The sequence below is a fragment of the Clostridium paraputrificum genome, from assembly GCF_900447045.1.
In the GTDB taxonomy this organism is placed as follows: Bacteria; Bacillota; Clostridia; order Clostridiales; family Clostridiaceae; genus Clostridium; species Clostridium paraputrificum.
Genome location: NZ_UAWH01000014.1, coordinates 522,709 through 538,503, shown reverse-complemented (window position 1 = coordinate 538,503; position 15,795 = coordinate 522,709). Strand labels below are relative to the sequence as shown.

General features: G+C 30.5%; 16 protein-coding genes and 1 pseudogene. 2 read left to right on the top strand and 15 right to left on the bottom strand.

The annotated features are described in order from the left end of the window. Window positions 1-70: 70 nt before the first annotated feature. The 8 genes from DR024_RS07535 to hemC form a co-directional block, all read right to left on the bottom strand. Window positions 71-619, bottom strand: coding sequence for a hypothetical protein (locus tag DR024_RS07535; protein WP_049179540.1), 549 nt, complete (start codon window positions 617-619; stop codon window positions 71-73). 70 nt (window positions 620-689) lie between these two features. Continuing rightward, window positions 690-1,232: a nitroreductase family protein gene (locus tag DR024_RS07530; protein ID WP_049179541.1), complete on the bottom strand. Its 543-nt coding sequence runs from the start codon at window positions 1,230-1,232 to the stop codon at window positions 690-692. 312 nt (window positions 1,233-1,544) lie between these two features. After that, window positions 1,545-2,315, bottom strand: coding sequence for a formate/nitrite transporter family protein (locus DR024_RS07525; protein WP_049177066.1), 771 nt, complete (start codon window positions 2,313-2,315; stop codon window positions 1,545-1,547). Window positions 2,316-2,379: 64 nt separating this feature from the next. After that, entirely contained in the window at window positions 2,380-3,165 is a 786-nt protein-coding gene (locus tag DR024_RS07520) for a sirohydrochlorin cobaltochelatase (protein ID WP_049177067.1), read from the bottom strand. Window position 3,166: 1 nt separating this feature from the next. Beyond that, window positions 3,167-4,450, bottom strand: coding sequence for a glutamate-1-semialdehyde 2,1-aminomutase (gene hemL, locus DR024_RS07515; RefSeq protein WP_111918438.1), 1,284 nt, complete (start codon window positions 4,448-4,450; stop codon window positions 3,167-3,169). 48 nt (window positions 4,451-4,498) lie between these two features. Next, window positions 4,499-5,464 carry a porphobilinogen synthase gene (gene hemB / locus DR024_RS07510; RefSeq protein WP_111918436.1) on the bottom strand — a complete coding sequence of 322 codons (966 nt, stop codon included), beginning with the start codon at window positions 5,462-5,464 and terminating at the stop codon, window positions 4,499-4,501. Between the two features lie 3 nt (window positions 5,465-5,467). After that, window positions 5,468-6,940 carry a uroporphyrinogen-III C-methyltransferase gene (gene cobA / locus DR024_RS07505; protein WP_049177069.1) on the bottom strand — a complete coding sequence of 491 codons (1,473 nt, stop codon included), beginning with the start codon at window positions 6,938-6,940 and terminating at the stop codon, window positions 5,468-5,470. Window positions 6,941-6,944: 4 nt separating this feature from the next. Beyond that, a complete protein-coding gene (gene hemC, locus DR024_RS07500) occupies window positions 6,945-7,823 on the bottom strand; it encodes a hydroxymethylbilane synthase (RefSeq protein WP_027099380.1) in 879 nt (292 codons plus the stop codon). A 210-nt stretch (window positions 7,824-8,033) separates the two neighbouring features. On the opposite strand from hemC, the gene DR024_RS07495 reads away from it, so the two are divergent. Beyond that, on the top strand, window positions 8,034-8,552 hold the full coding sequence (locus tag DR024_RS07495; RefSeq protein ID WP_049177070.1) for a hypothetical protein: 519 nt from the start codon (window positions 8,034-8,036) through the stop codon (window positions 8,550-8,552). Window positions 8,553-8,598: 46 nt separating this feature from the next. Here the strand turns inward: DR024_RS07495 and asrC are convergent, their stop codons facing one another. The 7 genes and pseudogenes from asrC to DR024_RS07460 form a co-directional block, all read right to left on the bottom strand. After that, on the bottom strand, window positions 8,599-9,567 hold the full coding sequence (gene asrC, locus DR024_RS07490) for a sulfite reductase subunit C (RefSeq protein ID WP_027099378.1): 969 nt from the start codon (window positions 9,565-9,567) through the stop codon (window positions 8,599-8,601). 13 nt (window positions 9,568-9,580) lie between these two features. Beyond that, window positions 9,581-10,372, bottom strand: a complete 792-nt coding sequence (gene asrB, locus DR024_RS07485) for an anaerobic sulfite reductase subunit AsrB (RefSeq protein ID WP_111918434.1) — start codon at window positions 10,370-10,372, stop codon at window positions 9,581-9,583. 1 nt (window position 10,373) lies between these two features. Then, window positions 10,374-11,381 carry an anaerobic sulfite reductase subunit AsrA gene (gene asrA / locus DR024_RS07480; RefSeq protein WP_111918432.1) on the bottom strand — a complete coding sequence of 336 codons (1,008 nt, stop codon included), beginning with the start codon at window positions 11,379-11,381 and terminating at the stop codon, window positions 10,374-10,376. Window positions 11,382-11,473: 92 nt separating this feature from the next. Further along, window positions 11,474-12,151 (bottom strand): annotated as a pseudogene (locus DR024_RS07475) (Crp/Fnr family transcriptional regulator). After that, window positions 12,144-12,803: an NAD(P)-dependent oxidoreductase gene (locus DR024_RS07470; protein ID WP_027099374.1), complete on the bottom strand. Its 660-nt coding sequence runs from the start codon at window positions 12,801-12,803 to the stop codon at window positions 12,144-12,146. Before DR024_RS07470 ends, DR024_RS07475 begins: the two are co-directional and overlap by 8 nt. Then, window positions 12,761-13,966, bottom strand: coding sequence for a glutamyl-tRNA reductase (gene hemA / locus DR024_RS07465; protein ID WP_049177071.1), 1,206 nt, complete (start codon window positions 13,964-13,966; stop codon window positions 12,761-12,763). Before hemA ends, DR024_RS07470 begins: the two co-directional genes overlap by 43 nt. Window positions 13,967-14,128: 162 nt before the next feature. Next, window positions 14,129-14,989 (bottom strand): 4Fe-4S binding protein, encoded by an 861-nt coding sequence (locus tag DR024_RS07460; RefSeq protein WP_027099372.1) that lies wholly within the window; start codon window positions 14,987-14,989, stop codon window positions 14,129-14,131. 161 nt (window positions 14,990-15,150) lie between these two features. Between DR024_RS07460 and DR024_RS07455 the strand changes: the two genes are divergently transcribed. After that, window positions 15,151-15,792, top strand: coding sequence for an undecaprenyl diphosphate synthase family protein (locus DR024_RS07455; RefSeq protein WP_049177073.1), 642 nt, complete (start codon window positions 15,151-15,153; stop codon window positions 15,790-15,792). Window positions 15,793-15,795 lie beyond the last annotated feature (3 nt).

Here is a 15,795-nt window from a genome sequence, read left to right as displayed (position 1 = left end):
ATTATTACTTCACAAAAATTAAAAGACTGTTACAAAGGAGTTAACCTTTTGTAACAGTCCATATAAATAACTATTTTTTCTTTTTCTTTTTGTTAGATAATACCATTCTACTTTGAACCTTTACCTTTGTAGAAGGTCCCTTTGCTGCATTCTTATATAACTTATAATGTGCATAGAATCCTATTAATAATAATGGAATGTAGAATGTTGAAAGAACTCTAATATATAATGCTACTGGAGCTAAAAACGAAGCTATAAAAAGCACTACGTTCACATTATATCTGTCACAAAGTTTATTATATAGTGTAATTGCATAAATAGACCAAGCTACAGAAACAATTGCACCAATTATAGTAAATGCTATATTATCCACTATAGCAGTTGATACCGCACCTGTAATAAAACTTACGATAGCTAGTACTATCATTATCATATTACCGCCAGCCACTTTAATTACCATATATGAATTTGCAAAAGGTATCCAAGCAAGCCATGGACATTTTACTTTTTCTACCTTTGCTATCTTATAAATTGCTAAGGATGATAAAACATAATTTACAACTCCAAATAACATATTTACTACTGCCATTAATCCCATTAACGATGTTGTTTCGTCCATTATAAACCCTCCCATACTTTTGTATAAATATAATCATATCATATTTATTTATCTGTCAACAAGTTATAAATCAATATTCATTATAATTAATTATATCCTTTACATTTTTTCTAACTTTCCTTCTTGTAACATCACTTGATGGATATCCTAAGGATATAACTAACTTAATTTCTCTGTTTTTAGGAATACTTAAAAGTTCCTTTATTAACTTTTCCTTAAACCATCCCATCATACAAGTTCCAAGACCAAGCTCAGCAGCTCCTAAACAAATATGTTCACAAGCTATACCTATATCTAAAGAGGTATAATCCATCCCCTTAATCTTTTGTCCAATTCCCGATACTAAATTTCTCTTCTCTCCTACCACCACAATAAAAACAGGTGCTTCAATGGCAAATTTATTTAGTCCTACTAATGGATCATACAATCCCTTAACTAGACTTTGTTTTTTATTCTCATCATCAACAACTATGAATTTCCAAGGTTGAGCATTACATGCAGATGGAGCAAGCCTTGCCCCTTCAATTATTTTTTCTATTAATTCCCTATCAACCTTTTTATCTAAATATCCTCTATCGCTTTGTCTTTTACTAACTAAATCAAAAAAATTCATTTACCAATCAACCCTCTTCACAAAATTCTCCAACACCTTCATTATAAAGTTGTTTTTTTATATCATCAACCAAAGGCTGTAAGGAATAAAGACTTCTTCCCCCTTACACCTCTAATATATTTATATATTGTTATGTTTTTATATTTATATATTGTTATATTTATAAGAATTTTTATTTTAAAAGAATTTCTCTAAAATTTATTATTTATATTAATAATATTATTTTTATTTTTAATATAAAAGTTGGGTTGATATTAAAGTTAAGGAAATAAAAAAAGAAGAACTTCACTCAGTTCCTCTTCTCTCTAAAAATTATTTCTTCTTTCCTGTTAAGAAAATATATGATCCAGCTATTACTCCAGCTCCACCTATAAAGTTACCAATGGTAACAAATATAAGATTCTTAGCCATAGCACTTAAAGCTAGTCCACTTCCTGCTGGAATTAATTTAACTATTGCAAACAATCCCATATTAGCAATACTGTGTTCATATCCAGCTGTCATAAATGCAAATACACACCAAAGAATCATCATTATCTTTCCTGATTCACTCTTCATCTTATAAAACATCCAAGAAGCTAAGCAAACAAGAATGTTACAGAATATTCCTCTGATAATCATCTCAGGTGCAGTAAGAGATATCTTGCTCTCAACAGTTTTAACCATATAGTAAGCAGTAGATTCATTTATTAATCCACCTTCTACAAATAAAACTGCTGCAATAATTGAACCTAAGAAATTTCCAAGCCAGCTAAATCCACATATCTTAGCTACATCAATCCACTTAGTTTCTTTTTGGTTTGCACCAATTACCATTGTCATTGTATTACTTGTAAATAAATCAGCTCCAGCAAAAACTATTAAACATAATGCAATACCAAATGATAATCCCATTACTATTTTTGTCCATGGTGAATCTGCAGTACCTAAAAGTCCACCTATAACATAGGCCAACATTGTACCAAAACAAACATATAATCCACCAAGCATTGAAGATAAACCATATTTTGCAAAGCTATCTTCTAACATATCCATTTTCTTTCTCGCAGAATGCGATATTGTCTTTAGTTCATTGATATACATACGTACACTCCTTAGTAAAAATAATTCCCTTAAAATATCCTTAAAAATTTTATAATAAGACAAGCTATTTATCAAGTATCTTAATTAGGCTTTTTAGGTATATTTCTCTAAATTCATATCTTTCTCCTAAAGAGGTATCCTGCTTATTTACTTTAAATCCATTTAATTCTAATTTCGAACACCAAGACTCTTTATTCTCTCCAAATATATCCACCTTAGCATGGTACCCTGACACTATTAAAAAAGAGGTTACTGTTAAGGAGTTTACATTGTCTTTTTTAAGCTCTTCTACTATTTCATCAAAAGTTGGATTTCCTGCTAAAGTTGCAAAGTATATTCCTTTTATATTTCTCTTTTTAAGTTCCTTTCTAACTAATATAAATGGTACGTCACAAGTATTTTTAATACCATGCCCAATAAAAAGTATAGGTTCATCCTTCGGCTTTATAGATATAACTTTTTCAATAATATCATCCATTTTACTAAGACCACCATGCTCCTCTAAGGATAGCAATGGCTCTGCTATGGTCATAGATTTAAATTTATCTTTATAGCTCTCAGCAATCTCTTCAATATTATCTTGTTCCTTACCTCTAATAAGATGAAGAGGAAGTATTATTACTTCCTCCACACCCTCTTTATATATTCTTTTTAAAGCTCCCTCTAAACTATGAACTTGTATATCATGCTTTAAAAGTAACTTTTCTCTTATATGTCTAGAAGTAAAGACTTTAATTACTCTATAATCTGGAAAAGCTTTATTTATATCTCTTTCTATTGGGTCAATACTATTTTCTATCCCTTTTCTTTCAGATGTTCCAAAAGAGGTTAATAATATGACCTTTTTCATTTTACTCTACTTCCTTTTTAATAAATTCTTCAAATGCTTTTAAGAATTTAAAAACATGTGTAATATTATGTGTTGTTGATAGGAATGATGCCTCATATTGTGATGGTGCTATATTAAAGCCACTGTTTATCATATGAGTAAAGTATCTCTTAAATCTTTCTTCATCACATTCCTTAACTTGGTCATAAGATGTTACTTCCCCATCTTTGAAGAATATAGTAAACATTCCACCTGCTCTATTTATAGTAACTGGGAAACTATACTTTTCTTTAATCTTATTAATACCATCCTCAAGCTTCTTTCCTACATTTTCAATGTGATTATAGTATTCTGGATGATCGTATAGTTGTCTTAATGTTGCAAGCCCTGCTGCCATTACTATTGGATTTCCTGACATTGTTCCAGCTTGATATACTCCACCTAATGGTGAAAGATGTTCCATAATCTCTTTTCTACCACCATATGCACCACATGGAAGTCCTCCTCCCATTATTTTTGCATATGTTACTAAGTCTGGTTTTACATCAAAAAGACTTTGAGCTCCTGTAAATGATACTCTAAATCCTGACATAACTTCATCAAATATAAGTAAGGCTCCAAATCTATCACAATACATCCTTAGCTTTTTAATAAACTTTTCTTGCGCCTTAACAACACCCATATTACCTGCTACAGGCTCTATAATTACTGCTGCTATTTCTTTACCATAATTTTTGAATAATTCTCTAACTTGATTTTCATCATTATAAACACCAATTAATGTGTTCTTAACACTTTCTTCTGGTACTCCAAGAGATCCCGGGATTCCTTCAGTTAAAACCCCTGAGCCTGCTTCTACTAAAAATCCATCAAAATGTCCATGATAACATCCAGCAAATTTAATTATTTTATCTCTTTTTGTATATCCTCTTGCAAGCTTTATAGCGCTCATAGTAGCTTCTGTACCTGAGTTAACCATTCTTACCATCTCTACATTAGGCATAGTTTCACAAAGGAACTGAGCCATTTCTAGTTCTAACTTAGTAGGTGCTCCAAAGGCTAATGCATTTTCTGATGTTTCTTTAATAGCTTTTATAACTCCATCATTGCAGTGGCCTAATATTAAAGGTCCCCAAGCTAAAACGAAATCTATATATTCCTTTCCATCCTCATCAGTTATAATTACACCTTTTCCCTTCTTAATTACAGGAGGATTCATCCCCATATTTCTATAAGCTCTAACTGGACTATTTACTCCACCAGGCATATATTTCTTACTTTCATTAAAAATGCTTTCATTACTCATATAAATTACTTTCCTTTCCTAACAAAAATGAAGAGTAAAAGGTTAGCATTAACCTCTTATCTTCTTTGCTGCATAAATTGCATAATAGGTTATTATTATATCAGCTCCAGCCCTCTTTATGGAAGTAAGCATTTCCATAACTATTCTTTCCTCATCAATTAGCCCTGCTTTAGCTGCTGCCTTTACCATTGCATACTCACCACTTACGCTATAAGCTGCAACTGGAACTATGGTATTATCCTTAACTTCTCTTATTATATCTAAATAAGAAAGAGCTGGCTTTACCATAACTATATCTGCTCCCTCTTCAAGGTCCATCTCTACTTCTTTTAAAGCTTCTCTTCTATTAGCTGGGTCCATTTGATAAGTCTTTCTATCACCAAACTTAGGTGCAGAATCCGCTGCTTCCCTAAATGGGCCATAGAATGCAGAACAATACTTAGCTGAATAACTCATTATTGATACGTTTTTGTACCCATTATCATCTAAGGCTTCTCTTATATAACCTACTCTACCATCCATCATGTCAGATGGTGCTACCATATCTGCTCCTGCTTCTGCATGAGATACTGCAATTTTACACAAATATTTTAATGTTTTATCATTATCTACATATTCCCCATCTAAGATACCACAATGTCCATGATCTGTATACTCGCACATACAAACATCTGTAATTACAAATATATTAGAATCAATTTCCTTAATTTTTCTAACAGCTTTTTGCACTATTCCATCCTTAGCAAAGCCCTCTGAACCACAACAATCTTTAGTTTTAGGTATACCAAAAAGAATAACTCCTCTTACTTTAGCATCTCTTACTTCTTCAATGATTTCATGAAGTCTATCTAATGAATAATGATAACATCCTGGTAAAGAGCTTATTTCCCTTTTTATATTTTCACCTTCAACAACAAAAATAGGTAAAATAAAATCATCTGGTGAAAGAGTTGTTTCCCTAACTAATGCTCTAATATTTTCATCTCTTCTAAGTCTTCTTCCTCTATTAATCATTTACTACACTTCCTTATTCACAATCTCAACAATTTCCCTTAAAAATCCATCCTCTGAATGTTGCTTACACATAAGCCCATCTATTCCACGTTCCTTTAAAGCCTTGAAAGTAATAGGACCTATTGCAATACATTTCTTTTTCTTAACTTCTTCAATTCCAACCATATCTACCATATTATTCACTGTACTTGGGCTAGTAAATAATACTATATCTACTTCATCAAAACTTCTTTTATTTTGAACCTTCCCTGGAACTGTATTATAGGTATGAACTCTATCCACTTCTAATGCTAAAGCTTCAATTTCATCCTTTAAGAAAGTTCTACTCTTTGATGAACATGGAATTAACACCTTTTCTCCAGGTTTTAAATCTTCCTTAATAGCTTCAAAAAGCCCCTCACCAACAAATTCTCTAGCCATTTTATAAGCTTGTATTCCTCTTTGTGCTAAAGCTTTCTTAGTAGCCTTTCCAACTACAGAAAATTTAGCTTTTAACCTTCTTATATCGTAATTTTTTTCTATTAAATAGTCAAAGAAAATATTAACCCCATTTACTGAAGTAAAAATTATGTGATGGTATTTATCTAACTTTTCTACATATTCATCTAGGTTTTCTAAGGTTTTCTCAATCTTAATAGAACTTATACTTGTAACCTCTGCACCTAACTTAGTTAGCTTATCCTTTAAGCTTGATGCTTGCTCTCTAGAGCGTGTTACACAAATATTCCACCCAAATAGGGGCTTTTTTTCATACCAAGATAGCTTATTGCTTAAATTAACCACATCTCCCACTACAATAATGCAAGGTGATTGTAGTCCTGCTTCTTTAACTTTATCTACAATATTATCCAAAGTTCCAACAACCTTTTTTTGCTTGGATGATGTTCCCCTCATTACTACAGCTGCAGGGGTATTAATATTCTTTCCATACTTCGTTAAATTTTCTACTATTTTTTCTAAATTACTAAGGCCCATCATAAATACAAGGGTTCCAGTTTCATTTGCTAAAGCTTCAAAGTTTATTTTTTCTTCAACAGCTGTCATTCCCGTTACTATATGAAAACTTTGTGCAATACCTCTATGAGTTATAGGAATACCCGCATAGTTTAATACAGCTATAGGTGAAGTAACTCCAGGAATAACCTCAAAGTCTATTCCCTCTTTTTCTAAAGCTAGAACCTCTTCGCCACCTCTACCAAATACATAAGGGTCTCCCCCTTTAACTCTTCCTACTAAATGACCTTCATTAGCAAGCTTTACTATCATTTCATTTATTTCGTCTTGAGTTTTATAATGAGCACCAGGTTCTTTACCACAATAATAAACTTCACAGTCCTCACTTAAATAATTTAAAACATTATTGGATACTAATCTGTCATAAAGAACTGCAGTACATTCTCCTAATGCCTTTATAGCCTTTAAAGTTAATAATTCCTCATCTCCAGGACCTGTTCCTATTATATACGCCTTACTCATTTTACTACCTTCCACAACTTAATACTTTTTCTGCTAATCTTTTTCCTAGCTCTATGTTTTCTTCTATGGAACCATCTATATCTTTCTTTATTATTTTTCCATTCACCATATAAGTTCCAATCATATATATTTTACTTCCCTCTATAATTGAATAAGCTCCTATAAGGCTATGACAATCTCCATTTAGAGCTTTCATGAAGCTTCTTTCTGCTTCTACTTCTAAACGTACCATCTTATTATCTAAAGCCTTAAAATACTCTTTATTTTTACTATTTTTTAAACACTCTATTCCAAGAGCACCTTGACCTATTGCTGGGATGAATATATTAGGGTCAAAATAGTCTGTTATTATTTCCTCCATCCCTAATCTTTTTAATCCTGCAGAGGCTAAAATTATACCATCTAACTCTTGTTCTTCCATCTTTTTAAGCCTAGTTTGAACATTACCTCTAATAGGTACAATCTCTAAGTCACTTCTTATCTCTTTTAAAAGTGCAGCTCTTCTATTACTACTTGTTCCTATCTTTGCACCTTGCCTTAATTCACTAAAATTAATACCTTTTCGTGAAATAAATGCATCTCTAACATCTTCCCTTTCAGGCATTGCAACAAGTTCAAATTCTTCAGCTAATTGAAAAGGAACATCTTTCATGCTATGTACTGCACCATCTGCTTTTCCTTCTATTAATGCTATTTCTATTTCCTTTGTAAAAAGTCCTTTTCCACCTATCTTATCTAAAGTTACATCTAATCTTTTATCACCTTCTGTAACAACTAATAACTTTTCAGAATCTATATTTTGTTGTTCTTTTAATAACTCCATAACTCTCTCAGTTTGAACCTGAGCAAGCTTACTTTTTCTTGTTGCTATAATTAAACTCATTTATTTCACCTCATTAATTTATATTGCCTCATATTTCTATATTATATTCTATCATTTACCAAGTCCAATAGGTATTTTTTATCTTTTCAAAAGGCGTTTAATTATATGTAGTTTTAAATACATTTCTTGTAATTTATTTGTAAACACTATCCTTATGTAAACTGCTACTCTTAAATTATAGAAAATAAATAAAAAGGGTGAGAAAACTTTATGAAGAATAAATTTATATCTTTTTGTCTTTTGTTAGCTTTACCAATTGCGTTAATATCCTGTAATACCTCAAAAAATGAAGTTATTCAATCTAATCCTTCTCCAAAAGAAGAAGTTACCAGTGGATTACAAGAACAACCTGAAGAAAACCTAATAGAATCTAACATTGCTACCCCATATACCAAAGAACAATCTATAAAAAATAATGATTTAGTTTATGACGCTAAAGAAGAAAAATATGTAGATAGTACTCCTCTTAAAAACTTCTTAGATAATGTAAAAAATAATAAACCTGCTAAAGTTAGATACACTCAATATTATGAAGGCTTACTAGATAAAATGAGAGATGTTGAATTTGACATTAAAGCATTTAAAGTGAAAGAATATGATACTAAATCTCCTGAATTAAAATATTATAACTATACAGTAATAGGAGGGGAATCCATTACTATTGTAAGTAACTACTATAAACTAGAAGGGGATGGAATGAAGCTATTCCCTGTAGAAAACAATAAATAAACTTTTATCAAAGAGAGGGACTGCATAGCAATCCCTCTCTTTAAAACTACTCTCTATATTTAACTCCGCTCCAATAAACATTGTCTTTTACTATAGCATCCTCCGGTAATTCTACTCCTTCAAGAACCCATTTCTTAAATTCCATAAATCCAGTTCTATCAACAATATAACCTACATGCTCTTTTCCACCTGGAGCATTTCTATCTATATATTGTTCAACATATTTGTAACAATTGTTTATAATCTTAACTATACTATCTTCATCAGCCCATATAATAAAATCTTCTCCAAGTCTTGGATTTTTCTTACCTGTCCTTCCCATGATAGTAAGTCTATAATATTTCTTCTTGCTTCTAGTCCAAGCACCTGTAGGACAATTAATTACACATTCCCCACATCCGATACATCTTCTGTGATCTCTAATAACCCTATAGTTTTCTGCATGTAAAGCTTCTGTAGACTTCTTCTTACAAGCTCTTACACAAGCACCACAAGATACACACTTTTCTGAGTCATATTGTGGCATTGTCATACCTATAATACCAAAATCATGCATTCTAGCTTTAATACAATCATTTGGACATCCTGTTAATGCTATCTTAAAATGAAGATCATTAGGGAAAATTTCTTTTTCAATTCTCTTAGCAAAATTAGTAGTATTATAGTTTGCATATGGACAAACATTATTTCCTATACATGCAGATACATTTCTTGTTCCTGCTGCTGTATATCCCTTACCTGGGATTTCTTGATTTATATCTAATCCCTCTATAATAGGTTGTAATAATTCATTAACCTTGTCTATATCTGAAAACTTAATTCCTGGTATTTCAAACCCTTGTCTAGTTGTTAAATGAACAGTACCATTTCCATAAGTATCAGCTATTTCTTGAATTAATCCAAGATACTCTGCTTTTAAGTGTCCACCTGGAACTCTTACTCTTGAAGCAGTAATTCCTCTAGTTTTTGTTATTCTAAAAGCGTTCTTTTTTAACTTTTTAGTATTTATATCCATATTAACTACACCCCTAATCTCTTAAAAGTTTGCCTTTGGAATAATTAAATACTGGTCCATCTAGACATACATATGTATCATCTATTCTACAGTGTCCGCATTTTCCAAGTCCACAACACATCTTTCTTTCATGTGATATCCAAATGTTTTCTTCCTTCATTCCAAGCTTTAAGAACTCAGCAACAGTAAATTTCATCATCATTGGAGGTCCAACTACAATAACTTGTGCAGTATCCATATCTTCAAACTTAAGTTCTGGAACATACTTTGTAACTAATCCAACATTTCCTTGGTATCCTTCTTCAGCAGAATCTACTGTTAAAATGAAGTTTATATTCTTTTCCCATTCTTTCATATCTTCTTTAAATAATATATCCTTAGGAGACTTAAATCCTGCAATAACTCTTGTACTTGTTGCATCTTGAGGATTATTTGAGAAGTAATCTACTATTCCCTTAACTGGTGAAAGTCCTGTACCACCAGCAACTATAACAACTTCTCTTCCTTTATAGTTTTCTACATCAAATCCATTTCCATAAGGTCCTCTTAAAAATAGCTTATCTCCCTTATATTTAGTGAAAACTTCATTTGTCACCTTACCTACTTTTCTAATAGTTAAGTCAACATAATCCTCTCCTATTCCACTAACTGATATTGGAGCTTCTCCAAACTTAGGAATAGAAACTTCAAAAAATTGTCCAGGCTTTACATCACCTTTAAATGACATTCTAAAAGTGTATTCTATATCTGTATGCTTAATAACATCTAAAACTTCTGAAACAAATGGCAAATATTCATTATGCATATTACTTCACCTCATCCATAGCTTTTTCTAACTTATTAATACAATTTGAGAATGATATATATTCTGGACAGATATCATCACATCTACCACATCCAACACACATGTGATATCCCCATTTCTTCTTATAATCATATACTTTGTGAAGAACTTTATATCTCATTCTTTCACCCTTAGCTCTTCTAAAGCTGTGGCCACCTGCCATATCTGTATACCCGTCAACTTGACATGATGCCCATACTCTTCTTCTTTCTCCTGCCTTGCCATTATCTCTATAAATAACATCTTGCATTGTAAAGCACGTACATGTTGGACATACAAAGTTACATCTTCCACAAGCTATACATCTTTGAGAATATTCATCCCACATCTTAGAATCCATTACTGATAAATCCAAGTTTTCAGGGATATTAACCTTTACTTCATTTTTTTCTACAAATTCAGGTATAACAGCAATATCTTCTTTAGCAAATATTTTTACTAATTCTTCAATTTCTTTATCTTTAACATCTAATAAAACTTCATTTCCATCTACTTTTATATAACAATCATATTCATCAGTTTTATTAGTTCCCATATCTACACAAAAACAATTTTCAAAGCTTTTTTCGCATCCAAACACTATAAACTTTGCCTTTTCTCTCATCTTTTTATAATAAGGGTCAACAAATCCATTTCTAAGGTAGATATCATCTATTCTTTTAACTCCATGTAAATCACAGCTTCTTAAGAATACTACTAAATTCCTTTCTTCTACCTCTGCTTCTTTCACCTTATCTTCTGTAAAGAAGAATAAAACTTGTGTTATTGGTAAAAGTACTTCCTTATATGAAAAATCTGATTTTTTATCAAATTCTATTTCTTCTATTTTATTTATCTTTCCATATCTAATTCTATCTGTATCTGAAAAAGTCCCTTCTCCTTCAAAAACTTTAGGAGCATATACTTCACTATTCTTTTGTAATTGAACTATAAGCTTATTCATATTTTCTAGAGTTAATCTATATCCCATATCCACATCTCCTTACAGAAAACTTGTCTTTGTTCTTATATCGTTATTATAATAACAATATAAAAAAAACTCTGTGATAATTCTCACAAAGTTTAATTATTTTTAAAATATTTAGCTAGTTTATTTTTATCTTTTACAATGATTTTTTTACCATTTAATACTATAAGTTCTTCTTTTTGCAATACTTTTAACGCTCTAGAAATAGTTTCTCTTGGAGTTCCAAACATATCTGCAAGATAAGTAATACTTATATTAAGCCCTATCTAAACTCCATCTTCAACCTCCACTCCATGGTCTTTAGCAAGTTTCCATAGCTTTGCAGCAACTCTCTTTTCAATCTTAATAGGAGTAGCATTTTTTATCTGTCTATATAATCTTCTTACTTTTTTAGATAATGAATTAATTACTACAGTAGTTAGTTCAAAGTCCTTTGACATAATTTTTACAAATTCATCTCTATCAAAACATAAGATTTCACTATATTCAAAAGCCTCACAACTTATCGATGCTGGTAAATCATCTAATACAACATCATTTATTATTTTTCCTTCTCCTAGTATAAAAATAATTCTTTTATGGGCTTTTTCACCTATCTTATATAATGTAACCTTTCCTTTTAAGACAATAAATATTGTGGTTACCTTATCTTTATCAAAAAATATATGTTCACCTTTTTTATACTGCTTTTCTATACATAAGGAAGTAAGAGAATCTATTGTTTCTTGCTTTAATCCAGAGAATAATTCTAAATCACTTAATTTTTTACTCATTATTAAAATCCTTTTCCTTAAAAAACATTTTTAATATTATATTAGATTTTTTTATTTTATAAAAGAAAAAGAAATCTTCTGTAGAAATAAAATCTGTTAAAACTTTTTTAATACTACTATCTTTACACCTATTTCTTAATATAGTAGTATAACCAATAAAATCATCATATTTTAATAGTTCTTCTTCTACCTTTTGCGCTATAAATCTACTTCCTTTAGGATTTCCTCTTCTTGTATTAACACCAACAACAATATTTTTCAAATCTTTTTGCATTGGTATTGACCCCATTCCTTCCATAAATTCTGTTGAATCTATGTATATCCTACTTTCTTCTTCGCAATCTCTCTTTATTTCTTCTTTTTTATTCTTATCATCTATAGCTATAATAACCAAATGCTTATTTTTTATAAAGTTTTTATCATATTCTTTTTTATATATTTGTATATTTTCTCCCTTAAACTGTTTAAATTCTTCCCCTATTTCTTTTGCTAAGACCTCCACTAAGCATCCTTGATTAAAAAAATGCTTTGCTTTAATAAAGCCACCTCGTCCTGCTCCAATAATGCCTACTCTTAGTTTTTTTGAAAATACTGATATTAAAGAAAACTCTATTCCTCTGTTAAGAATATCTTCCTCACTATTCTTAAACATTCTTCTTCACTTCCTTCAAGGGTCTCATTTTTTATGACTTCAATAGCTCTATTAATATAAGCATCTGAGGTACTTTTTAATAACATTTTTACAAGCCCTTCATCTTTTAGATCCCTACTTTTATTTTGATAAGTATTTAATCTTTTTGAGTATACCTCTTCGCCTTTCATCTTTAATTCTTTTATAATTGGCGAAATCTCTCGAAGAGCCTTCCATTCCATATATTCCTTTAAATATTCTTCATAAATATACTTATATTCTGACATTCTTTGAACTCTTAATGCTTTATTTTCGTCATCAACTTCACTTATTTCATCAATATTATATACTTTTACTTTATTTAATAATCCAACTTCTACTTCAACATCTCTTGGTACCGCCATATCAAATATAGATAATGTCTCTCTTCTTTCTACAATATCATCTTTTAAAACAACAGCATGTGGAGCATTAGTGCAGGATATTATAGAATCTACTTCTTGAATAAATTGATTTTTTTCTTTGAAATTTATAATTTTTACATTTTCCTCATGTAAATCCTTAATTTTTCCCGGCTCTCTAACTACTAAATATATATTTTCCACCTTATGTGATAAAAGATATTTAACAGCAAGTCTTCCTATTTCTCCATAACCAATAACCATAACTTTTTTACATTTTTCTTTTAACATAATAGAAATTGCAACTGAAATAGATGAAACTGGTATCTCAAACAATTTTGCTTCTGTTCTAAACTTTTTACCACAGGTTATTCCTTCTTGAAATAATCTTCCTAACTCTCCACTACATGTACCTTCTTCTAAGGATTCAATATAGACATTTTTAATTTGCCCTAAAATTTGATCCTCACCTACTATTCTTGAATGATAGCCACAAGCAAGCCTAAATAAATGTCTATATGCTTTTTCCTCTTCCACATAAAATATAAAGAGCTTTAATTCATCATTCCACCCTATTGTTTTAAAGATTACGTCTATCACTTCTTCTTTATTTAGCTTACTATCTACATATATTTCTGTTCTATTACATGTTGTTAATATTATTACTTCATCAAAATATTTCATTAATTCATTTAATATTTCATTTTTTCTCTTCTTTTTTATAGTAAAGGCTTCTCTAATTTGAATTGGTATATCTCGCCTTATTCCCATTAAACTAATCATGATTTCACTCCAAAATTTTTCAAATAATATTATTATTTTATCCTATTTTCTTTATTGTATATTAACATACAGCTATTTAAAATGATATAAAAATAAAAGATAATAAAGATGACCTCTTGTTTTTTCATCTCTATTATCCTATTTTATATATTAATGCACATTTTATATACTATGTAAAATGTCATTAATAAATTTTTCTTGTCCTATTCTATCCATAGTCTTACAGATTCTTTCTCCAGCCACACCATTTTCTTTATAATAATCCATAATATTATCAACTACGCCAACAATATCATCTTCGCTAAAAATTCTTCCTAAAGATGTTCCAAGACTCATTCCTCTTCCAAATCTTCCACCAACAAAAATTTCTGCTCCTTTTTCCCTAGCAATAAATCCACCTGTTCTACAAGCTCTTACACATCCACCACATTTCACACATAATTCCTCATTGAAGACAATTTTTTTATCCACTAATTCTAAAGCCTTTTGTCTACATGCTTTTACACAAAGTGAGCATCCGACACAATTTTCCTCTACATATTCTGGCACAGTTCTTCCCATTATTCCAATGTCATTTAAACTCGCTTTTGCACAGTTATTGGCACATCCCACAATACCAATTTTACATTTTGCGTGAGTATCAGTTCCAAAATATTTTTCTTCTAGTTCCCTACAAATTCCTTGGGTATCAATATTTCCATGTAAGCATACAGTGCCCTTACAAGAAACAAGTGGTCTAACCTTCATTCCAGTACCACCATGTCTCAATCTCAGTTTTTGAGATTCTTCAATTACATTTTCAACATCTTCATTTTTAATCCATGGAACTTCAATTTGAAGTCTAGTTGTAACACCACTATATCCTTTTCCATATTTATCTGCTATATAATTTATATTTGCTAATTCTTCAGTAGTAAAATTCCCCGCTCTACTTAAAAACCTTACAGCAAAATGTTCTTTATCATTTTGTAATAAAAATCCCAATGCTTTTAATTCTTTTTGTCTTTTTTGATTTACTGCCATACCATCTATCCCCCTTGATAAATATATAACAATATTTTAGTAGATTTTTCATAATAGTTCCAATAATAATACCTTATATATGTTATAAGCAACTAGTTATATAGGATATTTTTTTAACTAATGGAAATAATATGATTATAAATTTGTTGAGGTGATATATAATGAGAATTCCAAAACATATAGGTATTATTCCAGATGGTAATCGAAGATGGGCAGTAAAAAATGGGATGACTAAAGATAAGGGGTACGCTCTAGGCATAAACCCAGGTCTTATTCTATTTAAACAGTGTAAAAAATATGGTATAGAAGAAATAACATTCTATGGATTCACTGTTGATAATACAAAGAGACCTAATGAACAAAAGTTAGCATTTACAGAAGCATGTATAAATTCAGTACAACTTTTAACTAAAGAAGACTGTGAAATATTAGTAATGGGAAATACAAAATCTACTTCATTCCCTAAAGGCCTTATCCCTTTTACTAAACGTAGAACCTTCGGAAAAGGTGGTATGAAGGTAAACTTCTTAATTAATTATGGCTGGGAATGGGACCTAAACGAATTAAAATCTGCTGATGAAAAAAAGAAGAATATATATAATAATATTCACTCAAATGATATTTCTAGAATTGATTTAATTATACGTTGGGGCGGTAGGAGAAGATTGAGTGGGTTCCTTCCTGTTCAATCTGTGTACTCTGATTTTTATGTAGTTGATGACTTTTGGCCAGACTTTAAACCAGAACACTTGGAGGAAGCTTTAAATTGGTACAATGAACAGGATGTAACCTTAGGAGGATAAAAA

What these genes read in the sequence shown, in the direction of transcription:
- DR024_RS07535 (WP_049179540.1), bottom strand. Translation starts at nt 619, where the DNA reads ATGGACGAAACAACATCGTTAATGGGATTAATGGCAGTAGTAAATATG.
- DR024_RS07530 (WP_049179541.1), bottom strand. Translation starts at nt 1,232, where the DNA reads ATGAATTTTTTTGATTTAGTTAGTAAAAGACAAAGCGATAGAGGATAT.
- DR024_RS07525 (WP_049177066.1), bottom strand. Translation starts at nt 2,315, where the DNA reads ATGTATATCAATGAACTAAAGACAATATCGCATTCTGCGAGAAAGAAA.
- DR024_RS07520 (WP_049177067.1), bottom strand. Translation starts at nt 3,165, where the DNA reads ATGAAAAAGGTCATATTATTAACCTCTTTTGGAACATCTGAAAGAAAA.
- hemL (WP_111918438.1), bottom strand. Translation starts at nt 4,450, where the DNA reads ATGAGTAATGAAAGCATTTTTAATGAAAGTAAGAAATATATGCCTGGT.
- hemB (WP_111918436.1), bottom strand. Translation starts at nt 5,464, where the DNA reads ATGATTAATAGAGGAAGAAGACTTAGAAGAGATGAAAATATTAGAGCA.
- cobA (WP_049177069.1), bottom strand. Translation starts at nt 6,940, where the DNA reads ATGAGTAAGGCGTATATAATAGGAACAGGTCCTGGAGATGAGGAATTA.
- hemC (WP_027099380.1), bottom strand. Translation starts at nt 7,823, where the DNA reads ATGAGTTTAATTATAGCAACAAGAAAAAGTAAGCTTGCTCAGGTTCAA.
- DR024_RS07495 (WP_049177070.1), top strand. Translation starts at nt 8,034, where the DNA reads ATGAAGAATAAATTTATATCTTTTTGTCTTTTGTTAGCTTTACCAATT.
- asrC (WP_027099378.1), bottom strand. Translation starts at nt 9,567, where the DNA reads ATGGATATAAATACTAAAAAGTTAAAAAAGAACGCTTTTAGAATAACA.
- asrB (WP_111918434.1), bottom strand. Translation starts at nt 10,372, where the DNA reads ATGCATAATGAATATTTGCCATTTGTTTCAGAAGTTTTAGATGTTATT.
- asrA (WP_111918432.1), bottom strand. Translation starts at nt 11,381, where the DNA reads ATGGGATATAGATTAACTCTAGAAAATATGAATAAGCTTATAGTTCAA.
- DR024_RS07470 (WP_027099374.1), bottom strand. Translation starts at nt 12,803, where the DNA reads ATGTTTAAGAATAGTGAGGAAGATATTCTTAACAGAGGAATAGAGTTT.
- hemA (WP_049177071.1), bottom strand. Translation starts at nt 13,966, where the DNA reads ATGATTAGTTTAATGGGAATAAGGCGAGATATACCAATTCAAATTAGA.
- DR024_RS07460 (WP_027099372.1), bottom strand. Translation starts at nt 14,989, where the DNA reads ATGGCAGTAAATCAAAAAAGACAAAAAGAATTAAAAGCATTGGGATTT.
- DR024_RS07455 (WP_049177073.1), top strand. Translation starts at nt 15,151, where the DNA reads ATGAGAATTCCAAAACATATAGGTATTATTCCAGATGGTAATCGAAGA.